Below are 25,555 nucleotides of genomic sequence, written 5' to 3' on the forward strand. Positions count from 1 at the left end.
GTCATCCCGCGAGCGCCTGGCCTTCGCGGAAGAACGCCAGGAGGTCGGGCAGCTCCCGCACCGGGTGCGCGGCACCGAACGGCGCGTTCCAGAACTCGCCCTCGCGCGGCTCGTGCGGGCCGACGTAGGCGTACGGCTCGGGCAGGTAGCCGTCGCCGGGCGAGACGCCGTAGTTGACCGCGCCGAGCGTGATCGCGACGTCGAAGTGTTCCGGCCACAGCACCGGGGTCTCGTCCGGCGCGAACTCCCGCAGCGCCCGGTCGCCGGCGGCGAAGGCGGACAGCAGGGTGGCCACCGCTTCGGCGTCGAGCTCGATCGTCTCGCCGGCACCCACGGACGGCCCGTCGGAGTAGACGTCCGCCAGGTCGCTCGGCTCCACGCCGACCGACGCCGCCACCTCGCGGTAGGTGCGGCCGCTCAGGTCGACCGCCCCGGTCGGCGTCCGCAGCCGGGTTCCTTCCACCGCCAGATCGGGCTCGGCGATCGTCGCGAACCCCTCACCCACCACGCGCAGCTCGATGCGCTCGGACGTGCGGAACTGCGGTCCGGCCAGCAGCAGCTCGGCCACACCGTGCAGGGAACGCCTGGTCGTCGTCAACGCCGTCATACCCCGATCCTGCCCTTTGCCTGCCGGGCGGGCGAACCGGACACCCAGTACAGTCGCCGCGTGATCAAGAAGGCACTCTCCGCAGCGGTCGTACCCGCCGCGCTCCTCGGTCTCGTCGCCTGCACCAACCCCACTGGGAAGTCGTGGGCCATCAGCTACGAGGTCACCGGCAGCGGGACCACGAGCGGGATCACCTACTCGCAGTCGGTCGACCGCTACCAGGACGACTCGACGCAGCACCAGCTCACCGGCCCGCTCGGGCTGCCGTGGAAGCAGGACGTGATCATCAGCGCGGGCCGCGACGCCTCGGTCACCGCCACGCCCACCGGCAACGCCACGCTGACGTGCCGGATCCTGCTCGACAAGCAGAAGGAACTCGCGAAGGCGACGTCCCCCGGGCCCGGCAAACCGGTGACGTGCAGCAAGACCACGGACAGCTGAGCCCGTCGGGCCGGCCGAGCTGATCGGCGACGCCGGGACCGGTCCCGCCCGGGTGTGGTGGTCTTGGCCGGTTCCTGCCGCCGTCCACCGGAAAGCGCCCCGCGGGGGTCTGCTCGGCGAACGTTCCCGAGAGGTGGTGCCCGCCGTGTCCGACCCGAGTCCCTTCGAGCTGCCGGCTCCGCAGTATCAGTACGACGACGAAGACATCCGCCACGCCATCTCCTCGGCCCGGTGGGCGATGGCCGCTCAGGCGACGCTCTACCTCGCGCTGTCGGTGCTCGTCTGGGTCCTCGTGACGAGCCTTGACGACACCGACGGCCTGGGCGGTGTCCTCGCGCTCGCCGCGCTCGACGCCGCGCTGGCCGTGGCGGTGGCGGTCTGCGCGGTCCTGCTCGGCCGCCGCCGGCCCGCGGTGTGGTGGACGACGCTCGGCATCGAGCTCGGGTTCGCGCTGATCCTTCTGGTGGGCGGTCTTGTCACGCTGCTTTCGTCGGACTCGGGCGGCGGCGCCGCTCCGGTGGGCATCTTCCTGTGGCTGCTGCTGGCGCAGGCCGTGCTGCGGCCACTGCAGCGGCCCGAGGTGAAGGCGGCGTTCGGGCTGCGGGTCAAAGATGCGGAATGGCAACGGGCGGCACGGCGGAAGCGGCGTTGAGGCGCGCCCGGAACCGCGTCAGGACAGGAACTTCGCGACGGTCTCGGTGAAGGCGGCCGGGTCGTCGATCCACGGGTAGTGGCTCGCGCCGTGCTGGGTCACCGTGTGCGCGTCCGGGAACAGGGCCGCGATGGCGGCGGCCACCTCGGGCGGGGTGATCCAGTCGAGCTCGCCCGCGAGGACCAGCACCGGGGCCCGGACGGCCGCCAGCCCGGCTCGCGTCCGTGGCGGGTCGAAGGCGCCTTCGGAGTTGTAGCCGCGGGCGGCGCGGGCGTTGCGCTGCGCCGATTCGGTGGCGTGGTGGGCTTTCGCGGCGTCGTCCCAGCGGCCGTAGTACAGGGGCGCGAGGGCGGCCCAGGCGGCACTCGTGGCACGGCCGGCGGCGATTTCTTCGTACGCCGCCGCGACGGAGGCGTACCACGGTTCCGCTGCGCGGCGGGCGATCGCGTGCCGGCGCCGGCCGGGGGTCTGTTCCCGCGCAACGGACCGGGCGCTCGGGGTGATCAGCGCGAGCCGGCCGAGGCGATCGGGCCACGCGGCCGCGTACCCCATCGCGAGGCTCGCGCCCGCGGAGTGGCCGAGCAGGTCGAGGCGTTCGAGGCCGAGGTGCTCGCGCAGGGCCTCGACGTCGCCGACCTGGCGGTCGCAGCGGTAGGTGCCCGGGTCCGTGGGCTCCGCGGACGCCCCCGTGCCGCGCAGGTCGAGCACCAGCAGGCTGCGGTGCGCCGCCAGTCCCCCGAGGTCGCCGAGGTAGGCCGCGTCGCGCATCGGGCCGCCCGGCAGGCAGACGGCGGGGGTGCCCGAACCGAGCACGCGGTAGGCGAGGACGGTCCCGTCCGGCGCGGCGAAGCTCGGCATGCGCGGATCTTGGCACCGCCGGGTGACCGGCGGCAAATTCGGTGGTCGGGCCGGGGTTCGCGCCGTAGCGTGCGCGTCGGCATCGAGCACGGAGGAGCGGGACAGTGAGCACGACCTACCACGGGGAAGCCGACGAGCGGTTCGGAGCCGTCGCCGACGCGTTCGCACGGAACTTCGCCGAGTTCCCGGAACTGGGCGCCGCGGTCACGGTGTTCGTCGGCGGCCGCAAGGTCGTGGAGCTGTGGGGCGGCGTCGCGGACGAGGCCGCGGGCCGGGCGTGGGAACGCGATACCGTGGTGCCGGTTTTCTCCTGTGCCAAGGCGATCGTGAGCCTCTGCGCGCACTTGCTCGCGCAGGAGGGACGGCTGGACCTCGACGCGCCGGTGAGCCGGTACTGGCCCGAGTTCGCACCGGAGGGCAAAGAGGACCTCACGCCGCGGATGGTGCTCGGGCACCGCGCGGGGCTGCCGGTGCTCGACAAGACCGTGCCGTTCGACGAGATCGCGCGGTGGACTCCGGTGATCCGCGCCATCGAGGAGCAGAAACCGTTGTGGGAGCCGGGAACCACGTATGCCTATCACGGCCACGTGTTCGGGTTCCTGCTCGGCGAGCTCGTGCGGCGGCTCACCGGGCTCACGCCGGGTGCGTACTTCCGCTCGGCGGTCGGCGAGCCGCTCGGGCTGCGCGCCTGGCTCGGGCTGCCCCCGGCCGAGATGGCGGCGCGGGCAAGGCTGGCGGAAGCCGAGGGCCGCCCGCCGATGCCGCCGCCCGAGCACATCCTGACCCGGATCGTCACGATGAACGGCGCACTCGTGTTCCCGGGCCTCGACGAGCCCCACGGCTGGAACGACCCGGCACTGCTGGGCATGGAACTGCCGGGCGCGGGGGCCACCGCCTCGGCGAGCGGGCTCGCCGGCCTGTACGCGGCCGCGGTCACCGGCCTCGGCGGCGGGCCCCGGCTGCTGTCCCCGGACACCGTGACCGACGCCGTCCGCGAGGTCTCCGCCGGCAAGGACTGGTTCGGCTTCGACGCGGGCGCCCGCTGGGGCTCGGGCTTCCTGCTCGACTCGGCGTTCCGCCCGATGCTCGGCGCGCGCAGCTTCGGCAACGACGGCGCCGGCGGCCAGTTCTCCTTCGCCGACGACGAGCACGGCGTGGGCTTCGCCTACGTCGCCAACCGCATGGTCGGCCACGGCGACGCGCGGGCCACCCACCTCGTCACCGCGCTGCGCGAGTGCCTGGGATGACCGGGCTCCGCGGCTGACCGTCCACATCGGACATGGCCGACGGCCGGCGCGGCCTCGCCTGGCGGGAGGAAGCACAGGGCCGCAGGGTCAGCGCGGGCCCGGCAACGCACCCGTCGCCACGGACCCGAGGCGCTTGGCGAGCAGGATGGTCCGGTCGGTGAAGCGTTCGTAGCAACACCAGCAAGCGCGAGGAGACTGCGACCGCGCCCAGCGCGAGGAACCGCCGGCCCACGAACTCGATGGGGCACGTCACAGTGTTCGTCGCCGCGAGTTCCGGACGCGCGGTGGCCGACACTCCGGCGCCAGTAATGCGCTCAGTGCAACAAACCGCACGCGCGCGGAGGCGGCTCGCGCGGTCGACGCGGGCGCGCGCCGGTCGCGAGGTCAGCGCGGGCCCGGCAGCGCGCCCGTCGCCGCGAACTCCAGGCGCTTGGCGACCGAGACGGTCTGGTCGGCGAAGCGTTCGTAGAAGCGGGTGAGCAGCGTGGCCGCGACGGCGGTGCGCTGGCCGTGCGTCCAGTCCGCGGAGGTGATCGTGGCGAGGACGCGCGCGTGGAGGGCGTCGACGGTTTCGTCGGAGCGGCTGAGCTCCGCGTAGCCGCCCTCGACGCCGCCGCCGCGGATGAACTGGGTGAGGCGGTCGGCCATGCGGGCGGTGACGTCGCCCAGCTCGGCGAAGACCGGCTCCAGGTCGGCGGGCACGCTGCGCTCGGGGTGGCTGCGCCGGGCGGTGCTGGCGATGTGGGCGGCCAGGTCACCCATCCGCTCGATCTTCTCGGCGCAGTACACCACCGCGAGCACGCCACGCAGGTCGCCGGCGACGGGGGCCTGCAAGGCGAGCAGCGAGTACGCCTCTTCCTCGCACTCGGCGCGCTGGTCGTCGAGTGCGGAGTCGGCGCCGATGACCTGCTCGGCGAGCGCGAGGTCCGCGGTCAGCAACGCGCGGGTCGCGGACCGCATCGCCGCGGCCGCGGCCTCACCCATCCCGGCAAGCCGTTCGTCGAGCCGGTCGAGGTCGTCCTTGAAGCCTTCGCGCATGAACCGCGACTCTACCGAGGTCCGGCCAACCTCGCCGCGTCGGCCAGCTCCTCGACGTGCTTGAGGTCCACCAGGTCGGACGTGTGACCGCCCTCGTGGCCGCCCGGCACGCGGCACACCGCGCCGTCTTCGGCGAGCGCGCCGCACTCCGCGCGGGCCTCCAGCACGCGCCGGCCCGGCCACCAGCGCAACCACCAGCTCGGGCCGCCGGGCCCGTCACCGCGGACGCCCGCGACGTGCTCGTGGCCGTGTCCTGCTTCGAGCTCGCAGTACAACGACGAGGACGCCCCGCGGACCGCAACGCTCCGCAGGACCGACCGTTCCCGCCCGGACAGCTCCAGTGGCTCCAGGCACAGCGCGCGATCCGCCATGACTGTACAGCGTAGGCGCATCGGCCCGCACCCCCTTCCCGGCCCTGGTCCACCGGCGCGTCGCACCTGGTCACCGGCCGGAAACCCCTGCGCTGAACCGGATTCCATCTCTCCTTCGCCACGCTCGCCGTGCCCCCCACCGCGTGCGGCGGCTCGACGAGTGACGGGGCCTCGTCCGGCCCGCTCGTCGCGAGCACCTCCGAGGCGACTCCACCCGGCGCCACGGGCACCACGACCTCATCGGTCTCGACGGACGCACCGTCGAGGTGCCCCGGTTAGCGATCACGTCCGGGGCGGTCGGCACGCCGCAACCGGCGGCGTCCCCGTGTTCCGAGTCCACAAAGGACGCTCAGCCGGGCGGCGCGACCAGGAGTTCCAGCGCGGCGCCCACCGAGGCCAGCGAAGCGTCGTCGTGCGAAGCCAGCGCGACGACGAAAGCGCCTTGCAGCAAGGCGAGCACGGCGTCGGCGAGCGCCTCGGCCGGTCGGTCCGCCCGTACGTCACCGCGGCGCTGGCCCTGGCGCAGCAGCTCGGCGATCCGTCCTTTCCAGACACCCAGGTCCCCGGCGAGCTGCGCGCGGAACGCGTCGTGTTCCGCACACAGCTCCGTGGCGAGCTTGCCCGCCAGGCAGGCGTCCCGGTGCCCCGAGGCGATGAACCGGTCGGCCATCGCGCGGAAGTACCCCGACAGCACCGCGGGGGTGGTCAGGTCCGCGCGGCCGCTCCACTCGCCGAGCTGATCGAGCTGGAACTGCACGTACCGCGCGAGCACCTGCTTCGCGAAGCCTTCCTTCGAGCCGAAGTGGTGGTAGAACGAGCCCTTCGGCACGCCGGCGCCCTCGAGGATCGCGTCGATCGTGGTGCCGTGGAAGCCGTGGACGTAGAGCCGGCGCATGCCTTCGCGCAGCAGCTTCTCCCGGTGCGGGATCGTCGTCGACGCAGTCATCTGCACCTTTCCGCATCGGCCGGACTCGGGCCACGCGGAGCGTAGCGCCGGGCGCCGGGCCGGTCCAGCCGGTTCCGGACCCCTACGTGCGCAGCCCCGCGACCAGCAGCGACACCAGGCGGCGCGCGTCGTAGCGGTTGTCGTTCTCCGCACCGATGCAGAGGTTGCCGACGCCGCGCATCAGCTCGTAGGCCCCGACGTCGGCGCGGATCTCGCCGGCCTCGGCCGCCGCGCTGAGCAGCTGCGCGCACACCGGCATCAGGCGATCGAGGAACAACGAGTGCAGCGCCTCGAACCCGGCCTCGTCGGACTGCATCGCGCCGGCCAGCCCGTGCTTGGTGACGAGGAAGTCGACGAACAGCTCGATCCAGCGCCCGAGCGCGACGTGCGGCGTCGGGCCCGCGGCCAGCAGCTCGGGTCCCGCCTGCGCGCACGCCTCGATCTGGTGCCGGTACACCGCGACGATCAGGTCCGCCCGCGTCGGGAAGTGGCGGTAGATCGTGCCCATCCCGACGCCGGCCTTCGCCGCGATGTCGCGCACCGGCGCGTCGACCCCGGACGCGACGAACACCGCGGCCGCCGCGGCCAGCAGCGACTCCTCGTTGCGCCGCGCGTCGGCCCGCTTCGTCCGCGCGACGGGCTCCTCGTTCACCACAGCTCTCCTCACCCGGAACGGAACAGTGTTCCGCCTGTCCATGATGCCACGGGGGCGGCGGGACACGGCTCAGTGAGGCGGCGGCGCGGCCTGGAAGCTCCCCGCCGGCAGCCGGTCGGCGCCCCAGCTGCGTTCGAGGTACCCGATGATCCGCTCGACGTCCTCGGCCGGCACCTTCTGCGGCTCGCCGTGTTCCAGCGGGTCGACGTGGAAGAGGTAGAGCCGCGAGGCGAACTGGTCGAACGGGAGCGAGGCCTCGCCGAAGCGTTCGCCGTTGCCGGCCGTGGAGACGACCACCCCGTCGCCCCAGTCCTGGCCGCTGTCGTTGTTGGGGTTGAAGAAGTACACCCGCATCACGTCCTGCGGGTCGGGCGCGACGCGCAGGATCGTGATCGCGTGCCAGCCGACGTAGCGCGCCGCGCTGTCGGTCACGGCGACGCCGGCCGGCTGGGGGTGGATCAGCGGCTGGTCACCGTTGTAGGCCGGGTGGTAGCTGGCGTGGAAGGCCCGCAGGAACTCGTCGAGGTCGATCAGGTTGCCGGTGGCGACGTCGACGTTGATGCGGAAGCCGCGGAACGCCCACCAGCCGTGGAACTCGGGGTTGACCCAGCGGTGCGGGTCGCCGGGACGGTCGGCGCAGCGCCGGCCCATCTCGGCGTAGATGCGGTCGAGGTGGGGCACCACGAGCAGCGACACCGGGTCGAGGTCCGCCGGCAGCTTGCGCGCGACGCCGCCCTCGCTCTCGCGCGAGGAGATCGGCCGGCCCTCGAAGTGCATGGTGATCTCGTCGTCGCGGGCCGCCCACACGACCATCTGCAGCAGGTAGTCCGGGTCGTTGCCCGCCCACATCGACAGCGCGCGGGCCGACTGGCAGGTCGGGTTGTCGCCCTGGCCGACGCCGAGCGGCAGGCCGAGCATCGACAGCACGCCCGCGGTCAGGCGCGCCTTCGCGTCGGGCGCGGGGCCGAACACGGCCGTGAGCCGTTCGCGCGCGGCCGGGCCGAGGGTGAGGGCCAGCTGGCGCCACAGGGCGGGCACCACCGGCGGCTCGTGCAGGATGCCGCGGTCGAGCAGCAGCGCGAGACCGTAGACGCACTGCGCGGTCTCCGGGTGCACGGCCTCCTCGATGAGCTGGTGCACGAGATCGCGGTAGCGCAGCAGGCAGTTGCGGCCGGTGTCGGACAGCCCGAGCGCCTCCGCGACGAGGTAGTCGCCCTCGTGGCGCACGAACCGCAGCAGCTCGGCGTGGTAGGGCGAAACCAGCCCGGTGTCGTGCATCGCCCGGGCGAAGCCGGACGCCTCGTACTGCAGGCCGCCGCCGTCCATCGCCTCGAGCCGCGAGCGGAAGACCTCGAAGCCCGGGTCCTCCCGGCAGGCCTCGGTGGTGCCGAACAGGCTCGTGATGAGCCGGTCGAGCCCCTGCCCGGAGTTCGGGCCCAGGTCGACCTCGGGGTCGCCGCGGTAGACGGAGATCCGCGTGATCAGCGACTGCACCTGCTCGACCTGGATCGGGCGCTGGCGCAGGATCCGCCAGATCTCCTCGACCAGCTTGTCGAGCACACTGGCGTAGCCGATCCCGTCGGCCACGTGGCGGAACAGCGCGCGGATGAGCTGCGCGGTGCGGCCCTCGTGCGCCCGCTCGGCCTCGGTGGGCGGGGTGAACAGCAGCTCCAGGTTCATCGCGAGCACCTGGGAGAGGAACCCGCGGGCGTCCTCGGCCGACAGCGTCGGATGGGTGTACTCCCCCAGCGCGACGGCGAGCATGCGCAGCTCGCTCGCCGCCTCGATCACGACGGTGTCCGCTTCCCCGCTGTGCAGCCCCGGGCCGACCAGCGCCGGCAGGAGGATCTCCGGCGAGGCCCAGTCGGTGCCCTGGTAGAGACCGGCTTCGTCCAGCGCCTGCGCGCGGGCCTGCACGGCGGCGGCCCCGCCGGGCTGCAGCAGCACGCGCCGCAGGGCCTCCAGGACCCGCCGCAGCTTCGTGTGCTTGCCGAAATCGCGCGTCTCGGCCATGGCCTGGACGGCGTCGTCGAGCGAAGCCACCCGCTTGGCGAGGGTGGTGCCGCCCGTGGCGTCGGCGTTCGGATTCACTGGTGTTACCCCGGTCGGCTCTCCCGCCTGGTTCTCAGACGTAGAAGTCGAGCTCTTCCTGCTTCTTCAGCGTTTCGCGCATCCGGTAGGCGTCGTCACCGAAGAAGTACAGCAGTCCCCAGTGGGTGCCGAACGCGGTCCGCTTGGTCACCGTCTCCTCCAGCGGCGCCGACAGGTCGTGGGACTCGTAGTAGTCGTCGTCTTCGGTCTCTTCCGGGATCCGCAGCTCGCTGACGACCCGCCGCCGAGGGTAGACCCCGAAGCAGCCGGCGACGCCGGTCGCGTCGACGACCTCGCGCGGGAAGAAGGCGTCGATCTCCTCCTCGGTCGTCTTCGGGTCGAACGCGAGCGCCAGCGCCTGGTAGGCGTTGAAGCCGTAGGCGCGTTCGAGCAGCTCGAAAACCTTGAAGCCCGGCGGGCGGTAGGCGACCTCCCCGAAGTACATCTCGCCGTCGCTGGTCACGAAGTACTCGGGGTGCACGAACCCGAACTCGATGTCGAAGGTCTTCACGAGCTTCTCGATCTGCGCGGTGATCTGCGGCCGGTAGCGCTCCAGCTCCGGCGTCGCGGGCACGAACACCGAATACCCGAGCGTGACGTACTCGGAGATGTTGAGGAACTTGATCTTCCCGCGGTGGATCCACGCCTCGACGGCGAACTCCCAGCCGTCGAGGTGGGACTCCATGAGGACGGGGAACTCCTCCTCCGGGATCATGTCGATCTCGTCCGGGGTGCGGATCACGCGGTGGCCCAGGCAGCCCGCCTTGTCGAACGCCTTGAGGTGGATCGGGTCGTTGGGGTCGCCGTCGAGCTTGAGCAGCGTCTGGTTGACGCGCTTGAGGAACCGCACCACGTCGTCCCGCGCGTGGGCCTCTTCGAAGATGCCGACGCGGATGCCGCCCAGCTGCGCGCGGCGCTTCATCAAAGCCTTGTCCCGCAACAACATCGCCTGACCGAACAGGCGCGGGTTGTCCATCAGCACGGAGTTGATCGCCCCGGCCCACTCCACCGTCTCCTCGAACAGCGGGATGGCGACGTCGACCCCTTCCTGCTTGAGGGTCTCGGCGATCTCCATCGACCGGTCGTTGAGTCTCTCGAAATTCCACGGCAGGTAAGGGATGCCGTGCTCGGCGCAGTACTCCTCGGCCCAGTCGGGCGCGACCACGACGTAGCGGCGGTCGAAGCGGTCGAGCGCCTCCACCGCGTTGAGACTCCAGCCGAGCACGGCCAGATATCCTTTGTCGGGATTCTTCGTGACCGGTGCGGGCTGGGCCATGGACCGCTCCTTTGTTCGGCGCGTACGTGGGTCGGACGGGTCTGTACCTCCACGGTCCCAGATGTCCGCACCCCCCGCCGATCGAGCGGGCCTCGTGTCCTTTGTGGATGGTCCCGGTCCGGCCACCCGATGAGATCCAGGTCACGTCCGGTCCGCTCGCCGCGCCACCCGTCCGGGTGCCTGCCATCCTGTGCGCTCAAGAACGCGCGGTTCGCGCCGGAGCTCGACGCCGCACCGCGGCCGGGAGGACAGTCATGGGAATCATCAGCTGGATCGTGCTGGGCCTGATCGCGGGGCTGATCGCGAAGGCGCTCATGCCGGGCAAGGACCCCGGCGGCTGCATCATCACGATCCTGCTCGGCATCGGCGGCGCGTTCGTGGGCGGCTGGGTCGGCAAGACGCTGTTCCACGTGCAGCTCGGCACGTTCTTCGACCTGCGCACGTGGGGCCTGGCCATCCTCGGCGCGCTGATCATCCTCGTCGCCTACCGGATGATCTTCCACCGCAGCCGGGACTGACCGGCGGGCGGGGCGGCTCTTCGCGAGCCACCCCGCCCCCTGGCTCACTTCACGCGCTCGAGCAGCGCGAACAGGTTCTCCCAGTGCCGCTTCTCGCCGGCCTCGTCGTACGCCGCCGTGTCGGTCATGGTGTACCCGTGGGTCGCGCCCTCGTAGACCTCCGAGCGGTAGGTGACCCCGGCCTCGTCGAGCGCGGCCTCCAGCGTCTTGATCTGCTCGGCCGACATCGAGTGGTCCTGGTCGGCGTGCCCGAAGTACACCTCGCCGGTGATCGAGCCGACACCCAGGTGGGCGCTGTCGGGCCCGTCCGTGACCACGCCGCCCGCGTGGAACGCCGCGATCGCCTTGACGCGCTCGGGGAACGCCTCGATCACGCGCAGGGCGTTGGTGCCGCCCATGCAGTAGCCCGTGATCACGACCGGACCCTCCGCGACACCTTCCTGCGCGGCGAAGAAGTCGAGGTACTTCTCGGCGTCGCGCTGGATCGCGTTGTCCGTGCCCAGGGCCTGGATCAGCGGCATGATCTTGCCGAAGATCTCGCCCCGCTTGTCCGGATCACCCAGTTCCGACACGTCGATCTGCGGCGCCGGGCCGCCGCGGTAGAGCAGGTTCGGGACGAGCACGGCGTAACCGGCCTCGGCGATGCGCTCCGCCATCTCCTCGATCCGCGGCCGCAGCCCGAACGCGTCGATGAACAGCAGCACCCCGGGGTGCGGCCCGCTGTCGGGAACGACCAGGTACGAGTCGGCGACCCCGTCGGCGGCCGGAACGTCCACCTTCTCCTTGCGCATGTCACTCCTGTCGATCAGCTTGCTGGCTCTCGATCGTCAACCTAGTACCCCGCGCACGACCGAGGTCACGACGGCGTCCGCGTAGGCGTGGTCGAGCGGGCGGCGGCCGGTGAGGAGGCGGTAGTGCAGCGGCGCGAAGACCAAGTCCAGCAGGAGGTCCACGTCGACGTCCGGCGGGACGAGTTCGCGGACCGCGTCGCGGACGGGGGCGCGGCGGGGCTCGAACCAGTGCTCGTCGAGGCGGGCGGCGAGGTCGGGGTCCTGCTGTGCGGCGCCGAGCAGGCCGGTGAAGACGCCGCCCAGCACCGTGTCCACGTAGAGGTCGGCGAAGTGGCGGGCGTGGGCGCGCAGCAGGCCTTCGGCGGTGGTGGCGCGGGTGGTGACCGGGTCGGCGCGGGCGCGGTCGAGGAAGGCTTCGAGCACCACGTCGGCTTTGCCGGTCCACCAGCGGTACACGGTGCGCTTGCCGACGCCGGCGCGCGCGGCGATGGCGTCGACGCTGACCGCCGCCCAGCCGCCGGCGGCGGTGAGGTCCCAGGCGGCGTCGAGGATCGCGCGATGGACCTGGGGGTTGCGGCGGGTGGCGTCAGGCACCGCGCACCGCCCACGCCCCGGCCACGCGCCGGTTGACCTCGGTGACGGGGCCGACGAGGTCCTCGTACGGCTCGTCCCACGGATCCTTGAGACCCCAGCCGCGCTGCGGGTTTTCGACGTAGGCGCACCAGTGCCAGCCCAGGCACCAGTCCAGCGCGGCGAACGCCTCGGCGGTGCGGACGTAGCCGGCGGCGCGGTCGGCCTGGCCGCGCATGCTGCCGCTGCGGTGTGGGCTCAGTCGCGTGGGGCACCAGTTGCCGGTGTCGGCGACGAGCACGGGCAGTCCGGTCCTCGTGTGCCAGCGGGCGAGTGTCTCCAGCGCCGTGTCGAGCGCGCCGGGGCCCGGGAAGGTCTGCACCGACAGGACGTCGATGTACTGCGCGGCCGCGTCGAGGACTTCGTCCGGTGCGCCCGCTTTCGTCCCGAAGCGGTCGCCGAGGATCAGGTGGTTCGGGTCGTGGCGGCGGATCGCCGCGGTGGCGGTGGCGTAGTAGGCCTCGGCCGTCTCGGCGAGCGGGCCGGGCCAGCCCGCGCCCGTCGGGTGGCGCGCCCAGGCCGGCCCGTCGACGAGGAAGTACCCGAGCAGCAACGGATCCTCCGGCCGGCACAGCGTGCGGGCCAGGTGGTCGCAGTACTCGGCGAACGCGGGCGAGCGCGGGTCACGGTAGGCCGGGTGCCCGTTCCACGACTCGATCTCCGCGACCCGCAACGCCTGCACGTACGGCAACCCGGCCGCGGCGACCTCCGCACCCGGCAGGTCCTCGGCGTGCCCCAGGTCCACGACTGTGCCCGTGACGCCGAGCCCGGTGCCGCTGATGTACTCCGCCGTCGAGCCGACCGTGGTGAACCCCCAGGCGCGCAGGTCCGCGCCCAGGCCCTCGTGAAGCCACTTCTCCCGCGAGCCGCCGTAGCGCGTGCGCCAGATGTCCTGGTTGTGCGGGTACCGGAGGTTCGTGTCGTGCGCGTGCGCGACCCCGATCGAGGGGAACGGCGCGCCGTCCGGTCCGGTGAACGTCCACCGCCCGTGGCGGGCCACTGAGAAGAACGTCATGGATTGAGGATACGAACCGGTTCGTCTCCCCTCTCGGCCGGGGTCACCCGCCTGCGTGAGCGGACGGGCCGGCCTGATCCAGGGCACGACGAGCAGGCACCCACACTCGTTCGAACTCGGCACCGGAGATCTCGACGACCTGATCGGCCTCGGCGTGCCGGATCGCCCACCCGTCGTCGCCGAATTCGATGAAGCAGGTCAGGTCTTCGTCACTCCGGGGATAGCGAATCCACCGCGTCAGGCAGCTCATCATGCGCGACGACCAGTCACCCGCCTGCGTGAGCGGAGGAGCGGGCCGGGACCGCCGGTGTCACCATCACCGCCATGAGGTGGAAGGGCGTGGCCTGGGCCGCGGGCGTACTGGTGGGCATCGGGCTCGCGGCGGGGGCCGGGGTGTGGGTGCACGCGGCCGAGCGCACGGCCGGGGACACGTGGCACTCCATCGGCACGGAGGAGCCCGACCGGATCGACGTGAACGCCACCGTGCAGAAGGTCGACGCCGTCGGGCGGGAGGTGACGCTGCGGGTGCTCGTGGTGCCGCGCGGGCGGCTCGGCGAGGACGACGGGGTCGCGCCGGCGGGCGACCTCACGCTGCTGAACTCCTCGAGCCTGCGCGGCGACCAGACGTTCCCCGCCCACGAGCGCATCGCGAGCGCCGACCTGCCGATCGCGCTGACGGGCGGCGCGATCACCGACTACCCGTTCGACGGCTACGAGAGCCACATCCAGTTCGCCGCCGTGCAGGACGGCAGGCCGGTGCCGGTGCTGCTCACCGTGGACAAGGTCGACAGCCTCTTCGGCCTCGCGGTGACCGGCTCCGACAGCTCCGGCGGTCTCGACATCCGCCTGACCCGCGCGACGAGCGTGCTCGTGTTCGCGCTGTTCATGATGTTCGCGATGTGGGCGATCGCCGTCGCGGTGGCGCTCGGGGCGCGCCACCTCATCGCGCGAGGCCGCGGGCTGGTGTGGCCGGCGTTCGGGTTCATGGCCGCGTCGCTGTTCGCGCTGGCGTCCTTCCGCAATGCCGCGCCGGGCTCGCCGCCGATCGGCACGCTGCTGGACTACACGGCGTTCCTGTGGGCCGAGCTGATCGTGGCGCTGAGCGTGTTCGCGTCGGTGGTCGCCGGCGCGGTCGTTGAACGGGCGAATCGCACCGGATAGCGGAGGGCTGTCTGTTTCGCGCTCGCCCGTGAGTCGTCCCTGCGACGACCCGACGACGAAGGAGCGCACCGTGATCACTCCGAACCTGGCCTGGCAGCTCGACCACCAGACGCGCCGCGACCACCGCGACGCCGACGAACGCCTCGGCCGCCTGGCGGCATTTCTCACTCGGCGGCGCCGGCGGACGAGTGTCCGTGCGACGATCCGGGGCGAGCACCGACCCCAGGGAGCGCCCACATGGCCCGGCACCACCTCGATCCGACCTGTGAAACCACGATCGACGTCTTCAACCGGGACACCGAGCCCGTCCTGACCGTCGACCCCGGGGACACGGTCGTGGTGGGATCGCTGGACTGCCACGGGTTCCTGGAACGCCAGCGCACGCCCGGCGAGCAGCGGCCGCGGATGATCGACCCGAGCCGCGGCCACTGCCTCACCGGCCCGATCGCCGTGCGCGGCGCGGAGCCGGGCACCGTGCTCGCCGTGCACCTGGACGACCTGCGGCCCGGCGACTGGGGCTGGACCGTCTCGGCGTCGAAGGACAACTGGCTCACGCGCAAGCTCGGTGTCGCCGGCGGCCCGCCCGGACGGCTGCTGTGGGAGCTCGACGCCGGCGAGCGGACCGGGACCAACGACCGCGGCCAGACCGTCGCGCTGGCCCCGTTCCTCGGCGTGATCGGCCTGCCGCCGGCCGAGCCGGGCGACCACTCCACCGTGCCGCCACGCCCGGAAGGCGGCGGCAACATCGACTGCCGCGAGCTCGTGGCGGGCTCGACGCTGTACCTGCCCGTGACGGTCCCCGGCGCACGGCTGCTCGCCGGCGACGGGCACGCGGCCCAGGGCGACGGCGAAGTCGGCGGCACGGCCATCGAATGCCCGATGACCACGGAGCTCACGCTGAACCTCACCACCGACCGGCCCGTGCCCGGCATCCACGCCGAGACACCTGCCGGCCGCATCACGTTCGGCTTCCACACCGACCTCAACGAGGCCACCGCCGAGGCGCTCGGCGCGATGCTGACGTGGCTGCAGAAGCTCTACGAACTCGACCGCCCCACCGCGCTGGCGCTCGCGAGCCCGGTGGTCGACCTGCGCGTCACGCAGGTCGCCAACCAGACCTGGGGTGTGCACGCCGTACTCCCCGCCGATGCGATCCGCTGACGATCCGGCGAAGTCTGCCTTCGCGGCCACCCGGGTCTGCCCCAGGCGCGCACTGGTCTGGTCCATCCGTGACCCAGGTGCCATCACACCTTAATTCGAGGCGAGAAATAACGGACTTCCGTAGGGTCCGGACCTCTTGACGCCATCCTCTTTGTCCGGTCAGGATCGCCAAGGCCCGCTTTGGGCCCGTCCCCGCCGCCCTCTGCAGAACGGACTGTCGATGGCCAGAAGATCCCCCGGGTGGTCCCGGGCCCGAAGGACCACGTTCGCCGCGCTCGCGAGCCTCACCCTCCTGGGCGGCGTCGCGAACGCGGCGCCCGCCCCCGCCGCACCGGCCACGCCCGCCGCGGCGCAGCCCGAGATCGGGCAGCCCGCGCTCGGCAAGGACGGCTGCGCGCGCATCGAGAACACCCTGCCGACCCTTGCGGACTGGCCGAAGGTCGACAGCAAGATCAAGAAGAACCCGCAAGACGAGGCGCGCATCGCGAAGATCCTCTCCGGCATGACGCTGGAGGAGAAGGTCGGGCAGATGACGCAGCCCGAGATCAACGCGATCACCCCCGACGAGGTCAAGCAGTACGCCATCGGCTCGGTGCTCAACGGCGGCGGCTCGTGGCCCGGCGGCAACAAGCACGCCACGCAGCAGGACTGGCTGAACCTCGCCGACGCGTACTGGAGCGCCTCGAAGACCAGCCGCACGAAGATCCCCGTGATCTGGGGCATCGACGCCGTGCACGGCAACAACAACGTCTACGGCGCCACCGTCTTCCCGCAGAACATCGCGCTCGGTGCGGCCCACGACCCGTGCCTGGTCCGCGACGTCGAGAACGCCACCGCGCGCCAGATCCGGGCCACCGGCCAGGACTGGGCCTTCGCGCCCACGCTCGCCGTCGTGCAGGACGACCGCTGGGGCCGCACGTACGAGGGCTTCTCCGAGGACCCGCGCATCACCCGCGCCTACGGCTACGAGGCCATCAACGGCCTGCAGGACGGCGCCACCAAGCGCATCGACTACAACGGCGTGATCGCCACCGCCAAGCACTACATCGGCGACGGCGGCACGATCAAGGGCCAGGACCAGGGCGTGAACCCCTCGTCCGAGGCCGACATGATCAACATCCACGGCCAGGGCTACTACGGCGCGCTCGCCGCCGGCACCCAGACCGTGATGGTGTCATTCAACAGCTGGACCAACGCCGACCTCGGCATCAACGAGGGCAAGCTGACCGGCAGCGACAAGGCGCTGAACCAGATCCTCAAGGGCAAGATGGGCTTCGACGGCCTCGTCGTGTCGGACTGGAACGGCATCGGCCAGGTGCCCGGCTGCACCAACGCGAGCTGCCCGCAGGCGATCAACGCCGGCGTCGACCTCGTGATGGTGCCCGCCGACTGGAAGGCGTTCATCACCAACACCGTCGCGCAGGTCAACGACGGGCAGATCCCGATGGCCCGCATCGACGACGCCGTGACCCGCATCCTGCGGGTGAAGCTGCGCGCCGGGATCCTCGACGAGCAGAAGCCGTCGGACCGCTCCTACGCGAACTCCGACGAGGCGCTCACGGACAAGTGGCTCGCCCGCGACGCCGTGCGTGAGTCGCAGACGCTGCTGAAGAACAACGGCAACGTGCTGCCGCTCAAGCCGAAGTCGAAGGTACTGGTGGTCGGCAAGAGCGCCGACAGCATCCAGAACCAGACCGGCGGCTGGACGCTGTCGTGGCAGGGCACGGGCAACACCAACGCCGACTTCCCCAACGCCACCTCGATCCTGGGCGGGCTCAAGGAAGACCTCGGCGACGCCAACGTCACCTTCAGCGAGAAGGGCGACGTCGACCCGGCCGGGTACGACGCCGTGATCGCCGTGATCGGCGAGACGCCGTACGCCGAAGGCGTGGGCGACCTGCAGCGCAAGTCGCTGGAGGCCGCGAAGCTCTACCCCGAGGACCTCGCCGTGCTGGACAAGGTGAGCGGCAAGGGTGTCCCGGTCGTCACCGCCTACGTCGGCGGCCGCCCGCTGTACCTGAACAAGGAGATCAACCGCTCCGACGCGTTCGTGGCGGCGTGGCTGCCCGGCACCGAGGGCGGCGGCGTGGCGGACATGATGGTGAAGGGCAAGGACGGCACGGGGTACCAGGGCAAGCTGTCCTACTCCTGGCCGAAGAGCGCGTGCCAGACGCCGCTCAACCCGTGGAGCCCGGACTACGACCCGCTGTTCGCGCTGGGCTACGGCCTCAAGACCGGCCAGCGTGCCACCGTGGCGAAGCTCGACGAGACCGAGGGTCCGACGACGTGCGGGTCGACCGGCGGCGGGGGCACCGCGACCGAGGACCTGTCGATCTTCGACCGCACGGACATCGCGCCGTACAAGAGCTACATCGGCTCGGCCTCGAACTGGGGCGGAACCGAGATCGGCCCCGACGGCACCGCGGAGCACCCGGAGATCACCGTGACCCCGGCCGACGTCAACGTGCAGGCCGACGGCCTCAAGACGACGTGGACCGGCACGGGTGCGGCGCAGTTGTACCTGCAGAGCCCCGCGACCAGCGACCTGCGCGGGTACCCCAACGCGGACGGGGCGCTCGAGTTCGACGTGATCGTGAACTCGCCGCCGGTGAACCGGACCGTGGTGAGCATGCACTGCGTCTACCCGTGCTTCTCGGAGGTCAACGCCACCAAGCTGTTCACGGATCTGCCGGCGGGCCAGAAGTCGACGGTGAAGATCCCGCTGTCGTGCTTCGCGAACGGGCTCGACTTCGAGAACGTCAACACGCCGTTCCTGGTCTACACCGACGGGCCGTTCTCGGCGTCGTTCGCGAACGTGAGGTGGTCGCCAGGCGGAGCGAAAGATCCGGACGCGCTGAAGTGTTCGGATCTGACGTGAGGTGAGTGCCGGGGCGCTCGCGGGACTTTTCCCGCGAGCGCCCCGCGTTTTCTGGTGCGCGCGGTCATGCGGCCAGCTCGAGAATTCTTTGCCGAGCCTGTGCCAGGGACTTCTCCGCCAGGTCCTCCAGCCCGGCCAGCGCGGGCAGGTCGTCGACGCGCGTCAGCTCCGCGTGCACGAACGCGACGTTTTCGGGGCTGACGCCCAAGTTCGTCAGGTACGCCCGCAAGTACGGCTCCTGGAAGTCGAAGCCTTCGCGCGGAGTGCCCGGCCCGTAGGCACCGCCGCGCGCGGTGATCACCACGAACCTGGTGGCGCTCAGGGCGTCCGCGAACACGCCGGGGAACGTCACGCGGTCGATCCACGCCTTCAGCGCGGCGGGCACCGAGAAGTTGTACATCGGCACGCCCAGCAGCACGGTGCCGGCTTCGCGCAGCTCCGTGACCAGCGGCAGGGTCAGCGCCCATTCGCGGCGTTCGAGTTCGTCGGCGGCCAGCGCGGCGACGGCGCCCGGCGGCACGCTCCCCCGGCGTTCGACGCGGCGACCGAGGCGGGCGTAGGGCTCGCGGATCGGCGGCACGGGGTCGGCGGCCAGGTCGCGATGGCGCACCTCGCCGCGCCAGTGCCGCACGAACAGCGAGGTCAGCCGCCGCGTCACGGACTCCGCGCCGTCGGCGCTCGAGTCGATGCGCAGCAGGGGCGCTAGCATGTCGGTCATCCGGTTCCTCTCCTCAGGTCCAGCGGGTCGGCCTCACTCACCCACCCCGACGCACCACGAAGAGGAAAGGTGACCGATGCCCGAAACCCTCGCCGCCCGGTTCGAAGCGGAACGGCCCCGGCTGCGCGCGCTCGCGCGGCGGATGCTCGGCTCGGCGGCCGAAGCCGAGGACGCCGTGCAGGAATCCTGGCTGCGGCTGGCGTCGGCGTCCGGGATCGACAACCTGCCGGCGTGGCTGACCACCGTCGTCTCGCGGATCTGCCTCGACGTGCTGCGGGCGCGGCGGGAGACGCCGGTCGAGCAGGTTCCGGACCACGGCGTGGCGGGCCCGGAGGAGGATCTCGCGCTCGCCGACGAGGTCGGCCGGGCCCTGCTGGTGGTGCTGGCGACGCTCGCGCCCGCCGAGCGCGTGGCGTTCGTGCTGCACGACTTGTTCTCGGTGCCGTTCGACGCCGTCGGCCCGATCCTGGACCGCACGCCCGCGACGGCGAAGAAGCTTGCCAGCCGGGCGCGGCTGCGGGTGCGCGGCACCCCCGCGGCCGGTTCCGAGCCGGGTGAGCACCGGAAGGTCGTGGAGGCGTTCCTGGCTGCGGCCCGCGGCGGTGATCTCGCCGCGCTGCTCGAACTACTGGCGCCCGACGTCGTCCGGCACGCCGACGCGGCCGCGTTGCCGCCGGGCGCCGCCGCCGTCCTCCGCGGCGCCGACGCCGTCGCGCGCGGCACGACCGCGTTCGCCGGCCGCGCGCGGCTCGCTGAGCCGGCTCTGGTGGACGGCACCGCCGGGCTGGTGCTGGCGCCCTACGGCCGGCTGACGGGCGTGCTCAAGGTGACGGTGACGGCGGGGCGGATCTCCGCGTACGAGGTGATCGCGGATCCGCAGCGGCTCGCGAAGGTGGCGATCGTCGTCCTGCCGTGACCGCACTGCATCCTCGGCCGCCGTATAGGTCGTTATACAGCTCGGTGCGCTAGGGGAACGGCCACGAGTTCGTGACGCACACGCGGTGGTCGGACCGCACGGCGCCCTGGTCGCCGCCGGGGACGTTGTTGAGGTGGGCGACGTAGTCGTCGGCGACGCCGAAGGTCTGCTGCATCATCACCGGCGCCGGCCGGCCGGTGCCGGCGCAGCCGACGTGGGAGTGGCCCAGCGCGTGGCCGACCTCGTGGTTGATCGCGTATTGCCGGTAGGCGGTCAGGTTCGCCCCGTACGCTTTCGCGCCGCGCACCCAGCGGGAGAGGTTGATCAGCACGCGGTGCATGCTGCGGCGGAAGCAGGAAGCCTCGTAGGTGATGGAAAACCCGCAGGCGTCGGCACGGTGCGTGGTGTCGGGGGTGGAGAGGCTGACGCGGAAGTCCGGGTGCGGGTCACTCGCGTCCACGCGCTGCAGCGCGACCTTGCCGTCGGCCGTCCAGCTCTTCGGATCGGACAGGATGCCCTGCACGGCGGCCGCGAAGCTGTCGTCACCGGCGTAGCTCGCCGGGTCGACGCCGTCCTCGACCTCGACGGTGTAGCGGTAGAGGCGGCCCGTGCCGATCTTCGGCCCGGAGCCGGGGATCACATGCCACTTGCCCTGACCGGTCCGGGTGTACGGGCCGCCGGCGGGCAGGTCGGCGGTGGGGGCGTTCGGATCGGCCGGTTTCGCGGGGTTCTCGGGAACGCCCGGCTCGGCGGAGTCCACCGAGGACTCCACGCGGGCGGGTGCTCGCACCGGCGCGGAAGCGGGCTGTTGCGCCGCTGTCGACGGGGCCGAGGTGGTGGCCGTGTTGACCAGCACGAGCACGGTGAGCACGACCATGACCGGCAGCGCGTAGACGCGCCAACCGTAGGTGCGCAGGAAACCTTTCTTCTTCCTCGCGGATCTCCGCTCCGGCAACGGTTTCCGCGAGGCGCGCAACGGTTCCCGCGCCCGCGTTTCGTCCTGCGCCACGCACTTCCCCAGCTCTCCGGTGACAGTTCCTCCCCGTCCGACGGGTGGGACATGCTAAAGGTTGAGACCAAGCGACGCGAGTGACCCCGACTTTCGTCGGTTCCGGGCGGCGGGCCTGTTGATCATGCTGGGGACGTGCCTGCGCAGCACCCCGGCTCGTTCGCGGTCACGCTCGACGCCGCGATCGAAGACTCCGGGCTTTCCCTCGACCGGGTCCGCCACCACCTCGCCACCCGAGGCGTGACGCTCTCGCGCTCCGCCCTGTCCTACTGGCGCCGTGGCCGCTCCCGGCCCGAGCGCGAGACGTCGCTGAACGCCGTGACGCAGCTCGAAGCCGTGCTGGAGCTCTCCCCCGGCTCGCTCACGTCGCTACTCGGCCCGCGCGCGCCGCGCGGGCGCTGGCTCGGCCACCCGCCCGACCGCGTGGAGCGCCGCCGGTTGTGGCCGGACTTGCGGCCGCTCACGGCGGACCTCAAACCGCCGCCGGACGGGCAGCTCGCGTTCTGGTCGGTGCACGACCGCGTCGCCGTCGACGACGACGACGGGTGCGAGCGGGCGCTGCACGTGCGGCTCGTCGAGGAGGCCACGATGGACGGCGTCGACCGCATGATGACCTACCACCAGGCCGACGGGCCGCTGCCGGCCGAACCGCGCTACCAGGGCGTGCGGTTCGCGCGCGTCGGGCGCGTGCGGGTCGACCGCGACACCGGTATGACGGCCGGTGAGCTGCTGCTCGACCGGGTGCTCGCGGCCGGTGAGGTCACGGCCGTCGAGTACGAGATCGTGCTGCCGCCCGGCACGCCCGCGCAGGAGTACGGCCGGCGGTTCACGCGGCCGGTGCGCGAGTACGTGTGCCAGGTGCAGTTCGGCCTGCGGCTGCCGCGGCAGGTCCGTTCCTTCGAACGCCGCGGCCCCGACGGACCCCGCCGCACCGGCGACCCGCTGCGCGTCGGCACGACCCACGCCGTCACGTTCGCCACCCGCGACGCGCGGCCCGGCATCCACGGCGCGTGCTGGACGTGGTGACGCCAATTCTGTGAACACGAGCCGCCGACCTGCGAATCCTTGGCGCCCGGCACGGGGCTGTCCACTTCGGTCTGGAACGCGCGGTCCGCGGCTGGTTACCGTCCGCCACGCCACTCCCCCGATCCCCGTCCCCCGGAAAGGCACCGCCATGCGCCGTCTCACCCGGACCCTGACCGCCCTCGCCGCCGCGGCCGCGCTGACGGCCACCGGCGCGGCGACCACTGTGCCGGCTTCGGCCGCCGCGCCGGCTGTGCCCCCACCTGCCACGGCGACCGCGGCCGCCCGCCCGATGTCGATGGCCGCCCGGCTCGGCACCCTCGCGCCGTCGGCGAAGGTCGACCTCATCGGCGACAACTATCCCGCGAAGTGGCGCAACATCCCGCAGGACTCCGTCGTCGACGACTGGAACATGTACAACCGCGAGTGCGTCTCCTGGGCCGCGTTCACCATCGACCGCCACGGCGAGAGCGCCTCGAACTACGGCGACGCCAAGTACTGGGACGACAACGCCCGCAAGCACGGCTACCGCGTGGACAACACACCCACCCCCGGCTCCATCGCCCAGACCGACGCGGGCCGCTACGGCCACGTCGCCGTCGTCGACAGCGTCCACGGCTCCACCGTCACGGTCGAGGACTACAACTGGGCCGGCGACGGCCACTACCTCGTCCACGACCTGAACAAGGCCGACTTCCGCTACCTCCACTTCTACAACTGAGAGTTCCCCCTCCAGCCCTCGGCCGGACGGCGCCTTCCCGCCGTCCGGCCGAGTCCACGTCGTAGTCCGGGTGAAATCCGGGCCGGGCGGAACCAGCGTGCGCTAGGCGCTGCCCCCACCCGCGGCGTATCCGAACGGCGGTACGTTCTTGTTGGCTCTCGACTTGACCGTTCGCCCGACGGACAACCGGACGCGGGCCAGCTTCTCCAGGTTCGGCTGGGGAGGCAATGCGGCCGCTGGAACCCAAGTCTCGTACGTCTCGTCGGGGCGAAGTCGCGCCGGTAACCGCCGCCCGTCGTTGAGCAGTTGCACCGGCGGCTTCGTCGCGAACCAGACGTGCGTGACTTCGAGGTCCACACGCGATCGGTTGACGATCTTCACGAAAAGTTGTTCAGCCACAGGATCGGCCGCCGGATACCCATCGCCGGCCGGCGATGGCGCGCCGGTGACCGGCGGCGAAGAGTTGTCAAGGAAGTGCCCCCGATGTACCAGTACCTCCGCCCGCCGTCGACGGAGGAAGAGATCGACTGTCGCTGCCAGCGGAGCGGAGAGCAATCCCAGAAACTCCATGAGTCATGGCTAACAGCCGGTGGGCGACCCAGGGCTTAACCTCCAACGCGGTTCACTCGTTCAGCCCAGCGGTCCATGATTCCGCGTGTGTGCCCCAACGCCGCAGGACCTGCTTCCATCCGGCTCAAAGGTCCTCGGCACCACAACCCTGTAGCGGGTGAAATCCGGGCCGGTGCTTTCCCGCCCGCCCCGGCGCACCATGAGGCGATGAGCGATCGCGACGAGTTCCTGGCGTGGGTCGAGAGCGCGCTGCACGACGCGGAGTTCGCGCTCCACAACGGAGACCCGGCGCCCCGGCGGGCGATCTGGTCGCGGGCCGAGCCGGTGAGCGTGCTGGGCGCGTGGCGCAACGCCTGCGGCCGGCGCGAGGTCGACGGCCTGTTCGCGGCGCTGGGCGAGGCTTTTTCCGGCTGTACGGCCTACCGCTTCGAGGTGCTGGCGTGCGACGTCGTCGGCAACATGGCCTACACCACCGGCTTCGAGCACACCACGGTGTCCGTGAACGGTGAGCCACGCACCTACACCCTGCGGGCGACGCAGGTCTACCGCCGCGAAGACGGGGTGTGGCGCGTGGCCCACCGGCACGGCGACACCGTCACCTGACCGGAAAGCCCGCTCAGCGCACCTGCGGGCGGTGACCCCGTTCCTGGTGCGGCACTTCCTGCCCGCCACCGGGGGCAGTCGGCTTGGGCAGCTGCGCCACCTCGTACTGGGCGAGGTTGTACTGCCCCTGGGTGTCCGGCAGGACCGGCGCGTGCTTGCTCGCGTCGTGGAAGCGGAAGACCGAGGTCAGGTCGCCGACGGTGCGGCGGCGCCAGTCGCTGATGTTCGGCTCGGCGACGCCGGTCACCTTCTCCAGCAGGCGCAGCTGCGAGGTGTGGTCGAACAGCTCCGAGCTCACCCAGCCGCCGGCGGTCCACGGCGAGACGACGATGCACGGCACGCGGTAGCCCAGCCCCGTCGGCAGGCCGCCGCCCTTGACGCCGCTGGGCGAGGTGCCGGAGACGAACTCGCCGGGCGTGCCCGGGCGCGGGGTGGGTGGCAGGACGTGGTCGAACAGGCCGTCGTTCTCGTCGTAGGACAGGATGAACACCGTCTTGGCCCAGACCTCCCGGTTGGCGGCGATCGCGTCGATCTTGCCGGCGACGAACTGTGCTCCCGCGGCCGGCAGGTGGGCGGGGTGCTCGTCGGCGGCGCTCGGCGGCAGCAGCCAGCTGACGGTGGGCAGCTGGTCGTGCAGTGCGTCGTACTCGAACTGGCCCAGCGGCGACGGCTTGATCGCCTGCTCGTAGAGCGGCGAGCCCGGCTGCGCGTCGGCGTACTGCTTGATCGCGTTGAACGGCGGCAGCCCGGTCGCACCGCCCGGCGAGTGGTAGACCTTCCAGCTGACGCCGGCTTCCGTGAGCCGCTCCGGGTAGGTCTTGAACGTGAAGTGCCCGTCCGGCACGTTGCCCGTCTCCAGCGAAGGGCCGCCGAACTCGCCGTCCGCGTCGATGGTGCCGGCCAGCCACATGTAGCGGTTGGGCCACGTCGGGCCGAGGACCGAGCAGTGGTAGGCGTCACAGAGGGTGAACGCGTCCGCGAGCGCGTACTGGAACGGGATGTCCTCGCGCGTGAAGTAGCCCATCGTGTAAGGACCGTTGGTGGCGCCGTCGGCCGCGAGGTGGGCGGGCAGCCAGTTGTCCATCTTCCCGTTGTTCCACGCCTGGTGCTGCACACCCCACGCGTGGCTCGTGGACGGGATCGCCTGCGCCGCGCTGATCTTCGTGTTCAGCCGGTAGGGCAGCAGGTAACCGTCCGGGTGCGACGGGTCGGGCTGGTGGAACACCGAGCGCCCGCCGGGCAGCCGCAGGGCGTGCGGGTCGTCGAACCCGCGCACGCCGGACAGCGTGCCGAAGTAGTGGTCGAAGCTGCGGTTCTCCTGCATCAGCAGCACGACGTGCTCGATGTCGCGCAGGCGCCCGCCGGACTGCGGCGGGGACGCGAGCGCGCTGCGCACGTTCGGGGGCAGCACGGATGCGGCGGCGGCCAGGCCACCGGCGGCCGCGGCGCCGAACAACCTGCGGCGGGTCAGACCGGTTCTGTCGTTCTCCGGGGCGTCGGTCATCGGAATCCTTCCGGCTTGGGCACGGTGGGGAGCTCCGACAGGCTTTCGGCCGCGGTTGAGCCCCGGGTGACCCCGCCGGTGGCCACCGGTTGAACTTCGGCTGAACGCCTGCGCCGACGGGTGATTTGTCCCTTCCCGCCGGCGCAGGCGTCCAC

Annotated in this window: 27 protein-coding genes; 11 read left to right on the plus strand and 16 right to left on the minus strand. The window is 71.8% G+C overall.

All coding sequences use genetic code 11. The annotated features are described in order from the left end of the window. Position 1 precedes the first annotated feature (1 nt). A complete protein-coding gene (locus tag AB0K15_RS31300; protein WP_364058415.1) occupies positions 2-607 on the minus strand; it encodes a hypothetical protein in 606 nt (201 codons plus the stop codon). 60 nt (positions 608-667) lie between these two features. On the opposite strand from AB0K15_RS31300, the gene AB0K15_RS31305 reads away from it, so the two are divergent. Next, the gene (locus AB0K15_RS31305; RefSeq protein ID WP_364058418.1) at positions 668-1,048 is read left to right on the plus strand and encodes a hypothetical protein; all 381 of its coding nucleotides are present in this window, start codon (positions 668-670) and stop codon (positions 1,046-1,048) included. A gap of 145 nt (positions 1,049-1,193) precedes the next feature. Beyond that, on the plus strand, positions 1,194-1,700 hold the full coding sequence (locus AB0K15_RS31310; RefSeq protein WP_364058421.1) for a hypothetical protein: 507 nt from the start codon (positions 1,194-1,196) through the stop codon (positions 1,698-1,700). Between the two features lie 18 nt (positions 1,701-1,718). Here AB0K15_RS31310 and AB0K15_RS31315 read toward each other — a convergent pair whose 3' ends face one another. Then, positions 1,719-2,558 carry an alpha/beta hydrolase gene (locus AB0K15_RS31315; protein ID WP_364058424.1) on the minus strand — a complete coding sequence of 280 codons (840 nt, stop codon included), beginning with the start codon at positions 2,556-2,558 and terminating at the stop codon, positions 1,719-1,721. A gap of 104 nt (positions 2,559-2,662) precedes the next feature. On the opposite strand from AB0K15_RS31315, the gene AB0K15_RS31320 reads away from it, so the two are divergent. After that, the gene (locus tag AB0K15_RS31320; protein WP_364058427.1) at positions 2,663-3,805 is read left to right on the plus strand and encodes a serine hydrolase domain-containing protein; all 1,143 of its coding nucleotides are present in this window, start codon (positions 2,663-2,665) and stop codon (positions 3,803-3,805) included. A gap of 384 nt (positions 3,806-4,189) precedes the next feature. Here AB0K15_RS31320 and AB0K15_RS31325 read toward each other — a convergent pair whose 3' ends face one another. From AB0K15_RS31325 to AB0K15_RS31350, 6 genes are all read right to left on the minus strand, one after another. After that, the gene (locus AB0K15_RS31325; protein ID WP_364058430.1) at positions 4,190-4,843 is read right to left on the minus strand and encodes a phosphate uptake regulator PhoU; all 654 of its coding nucleotides are present in this window, start codon (positions 4,841-4,843) and stop codon (positions 4,190-4,192) included. An 11-nt stretch (positions 4,844-4,854) separates the two neighbouring features. Continuing rightward, positions 4,855-5,214: a hypothetical protein gene (locus AB0K15_RS31330; protein WP_364058433.1), complete on the minus strand. Its 360-nt coding sequence runs from the start codon at positions 5,212-5,214 to the stop codon at positions 4,855-4,857. Positions 5,215-5,563: 349 nt separating this feature from the next. Continuing rightward, positions 5,564-6,160: a TetR/AcrR family transcriptional regulator gene (locus AB0K15_RS31335; protein ID WP_364058436.1), complete on the minus strand. Its 597-nt coding sequence runs from the start codon at positions 6,158-6,160 to the stop codon at positions 5,564-5,566. An 82-nt stretch (positions 6,161-6,242) separates the two neighbouring features. Next, positions 6,243-6,812, minus strand: coding sequence for a TetR/AcrR family transcriptional regulator (locus AB0K15_RS31340; RefSeq protein ID WP_364058439.1), 570 nt, complete (start codon positions 6,810-6,812; stop codon positions 6,243-6,245). A 72-nt stretch (positions 6,813-6,884) separates the two neighbouring features. After that, the gene (locus AB0K15_RS31345; protein ID WP_364058442.1) at positions 6,885-8,906 is read right to left on the minus strand and encodes a hypothetical protein; all 2,022 of its coding nucleotides are present in this window, start codon (positions 8,904-8,906) and stop codon (positions 6,885-6,887) included. 34 nt (positions 8,907-8,940) lie between these two features. After that, positions 8,941-10,182 (minus strand): carboxylate--amine ligase, encoded by a 1,242-nt coding sequence (locus tag AB0K15_RS31350; RefSeq protein ID WP_364058445.1) that lies wholly within the window; start codon positions 10,180-10,182, stop codon positions 8,941-8,943. A gap of 254 nt (positions 10,183-10,436) precedes the next feature. Here AB0K15_RS31350 and AB0K15_RS31355 point away from each other — a divergent pair, with 254 nt between their 5' ends. Next, entirely contained in the window at positions 10,437-10,700 is a 264-nt protein-coding gene (locus tag AB0K15_RS31355; RefSeq protein WP_364058448.1) for a GlsB/YeaQ/YmgE family stress response membrane protein, read from the plus strand. 44 nt (positions 10,701-10,744) lie between these two features. Here the strand turns inward: AB0K15_RS31355 and AB0K15_RS31360 are convergent, their stop codons facing one another. From AB0K15_RS31360 to AB0K15_RS31375, 4 genes are read right to left on the minus strand one after another with little or no spacing between them, the layout of a single operon-like run. Further along, positions 10,745-11,491, minus strand: coding sequence for a dienelactone hydrolase family protein (locus AB0K15_RS31360; protein ID WP_364058451.1), 747 nt, complete (start codon positions 11,489-11,491; stop codon positions 10,745-10,747). A gap of 36 nt (positions 11,492-11,527) precedes the next feature. Next, positions 11,528-12,085: a TetR/AcrR family transcriptional regulator gene (locus tag AB0K15_RS31365; protein ID WP_364058454.1), complete on the minus strand. Its 558-nt coding sequence runs from the start codon at positions 12,083-12,085 to the stop codon at positions 11,528-11,530. Next, complete coding sequence (locus AB0K15_RS31370) at positions 12,078-13,136, minus strand: agarase (protein WP_364058457.1); 1,059 nt, start codon at positions 13,134-13,136, stop codon at positions 12,078-12,080. Before AB0K15_RS31370 ends, AB0K15_RS31365 begins: the two co-directional genes overlap by 8 nt. Before the next feature lie 43 nt (positions 13,137-13,179). Continuing rightward, positions 13,180-13,386 (minus strand): hypothetical protein, encoded by a 207-nt coding sequence (locus AB0K15_RS31375; protein WP_364058460.1) that lies wholly within the window; start codon positions 13,384-13,386, stop codon positions 13,180-13,182. 74 nt (positions 13,387-13,460) lie between these two features. On the opposite strand from AB0K15_RS31375, the gene AB0K15_RS31380 reads away from it, so the two are divergent. The 3 genes from AB0K15_RS31380 (at position 13,461) to AB0K15_RS31390 (ending at position 18,336) form a co-directional block, all read left to right on the plus strand. Beyond that, positions 13,461-14,297 (plus strand): DUF4436 family protein, encoded by an 837-nt coding sequence (locus tag AB0K15_RS31380; protein WP_364058463.1) that lies wholly within the window; start codon positions 13,461-13,463, stop codon positions 14,295-14,297. 237 nt (positions 14,298-14,534) lie between these two features. Further along, positions 14,535-15,458: an acetamidase/formamidase family protein gene (locus AB0K15_RS31385; RefSeq protein WP_364058466.1), complete on the plus strand. Its 924-nt coding sequence runs from the start codon at positions 14,535-14,537 to the stop codon at positions 15,456-15,458. A gap of 220 nt (positions 15,459-15,678) precedes the next feature. Beyond that, positions 15,679-18,336 carry an exo 1,3/1,4-beta-D-glucan glucohydrolase gene (locus AB0K15_RS31390; protein ID WP_364058469.1) on the plus strand — a complete coding sequence of 886 codons (2,658 nt, stop codon included), beginning with the start codon at positions 15,679-15,681 and terminating at the stop codon, positions 18,334-18,336. Positions 18,337-18,400: 64 nt separating this feature from the next. Here AB0K15_RS31390 and AB0K15_RS31395 read toward each other — a convergent pair whose 3' ends face one another. Beyond that, positions 18,401-19,054 carry an NAD(P)H-dependent oxidoreductase gene (locus AB0K15_RS31395; protein ID WP_364058472.1) on the minus strand — a complete coding sequence of 218 codons (654 nt, stop codon included), beginning with the start codon at positions 19,052-19,054 and terminating at the stop codon, positions 18,401-18,403. A gap of 76 nt (positions 19,055-19,130) precedes the next feature. Between AB0K15_RS31395 and AB0K15_RS31400 the strand changes: the two genes are divergently transcribed. Continuing rightward, positions 19,131-19,970: a sigma-70 family RNA polymerase sigma factor gene (locus tag AB0K15_RS31400; protein ID WP_364058474.1), complete on the plus strand. Its 840-nt coding sequence runs from the start codon at positions 19,131-19,133 to the stop codon at positions 19,968-19,970. Between the two features lie 49 nt (positions 19,971-20,019). Here AB0K15_RS31400 and AB0K15_RS31405 read toward each other — a convergent pair whose 3' ends face one another. Next, positions 20,020-20,925: a DUF3152 domain-containing protein gene (locus tag AB0K15_RS31405; protein ID WP_364058707.1), complete on the minus strand. Its 906-nt coding sequence runs from the start codon at positions 20,923-20,925 to the stop codon at positions 20,020-20,022. A gap of 189 nt (positions 20,926-21,114) precedes the next feature. On the opposite strand from AB0K15_RS31405, the gene AB0K15_RS31410 reads away from it, so the two are divergent. Then, positions 21,115-22,005, plus strand: a complete 891-nt coding sequence (locus tag AB0K15_RS31410; RefSeq protein ID WP_364058476.1) for an XRE family transcriptional regulator — start codon at positions 21,115-21,117, stop codon at positions 22,003-22,005. A gap of 148 nt (positions 22,006-22,153) precedes the next feature. Further along, positions 22,154-22,723, plus strand: a complete 570-nt coding sequence (locus tag AB0K15_RS31415) for a CHAP domain-containing protein (protein ID WP_364058478.1) — start codon at positions 22,154-22,156, stop codon at positions 22,721-22,723. Positions 22,724-22,825: 102 nt separating this feature from the next. Here the strand turns inward: AB0K15_RS31415 and AB0K15_RS31420 are convergent, their stop codons facing one another. Next, positions 22,826-23,293: a hypothetical protein gene (locus tag AB0K15_RS31420; RefSeq protein ID WP_364058480.1), complete on the minus strand. Its 468-nt coding sequence runs from the start codon at positions 23,291-23,293 to the stop codon at positions 22,826-22,828. A 207-nt stretch (positions 23,294-23,500) separates the two neighbouring features. Here AB0K15_RS31420 and AB0K15_RS31425 point away from each other — a divergent pair, with 207 nt between their 5' ends. Next, the gene (locus AB0K15_RS31425; protein WP_364058482.1) at positions 23,501-23,896 is read left to right on the plus strand and encodes a nuclear transport factor 2 family protein; all 396 of its coding nucleotides are present in this window, start codon (positions 23,501-23,503) and stop codon (positions 23,894-23,896) included. A 13-nt stretch (positions 23,897-23,909) separates the two neighbouring features. Here the strand turns inward: AB0K15_RS31425 and AB0K15_RS31430 are convergent, their stop codons facing one another. After that, entirely contained in the window at positions 23,910-25,400 is a 1,491-nt protein-coding gene (locus tag AB0K15_RS31430) for an alkaline phosphatase family protein (protein WP_364058485.1), read from the minus strand. Positions 25,401-25,555 lie beyond the last annotated feature (155 nt).

Source organism: Amycolatopsis sp. NPDC049253, from assembly GCF_040678995.1.
Lineage (GTDB): Bacteria > Actinomycetota > Actinomycetes > Mycobacteriales > Pseudonocardiaceae > Amycolatopsis.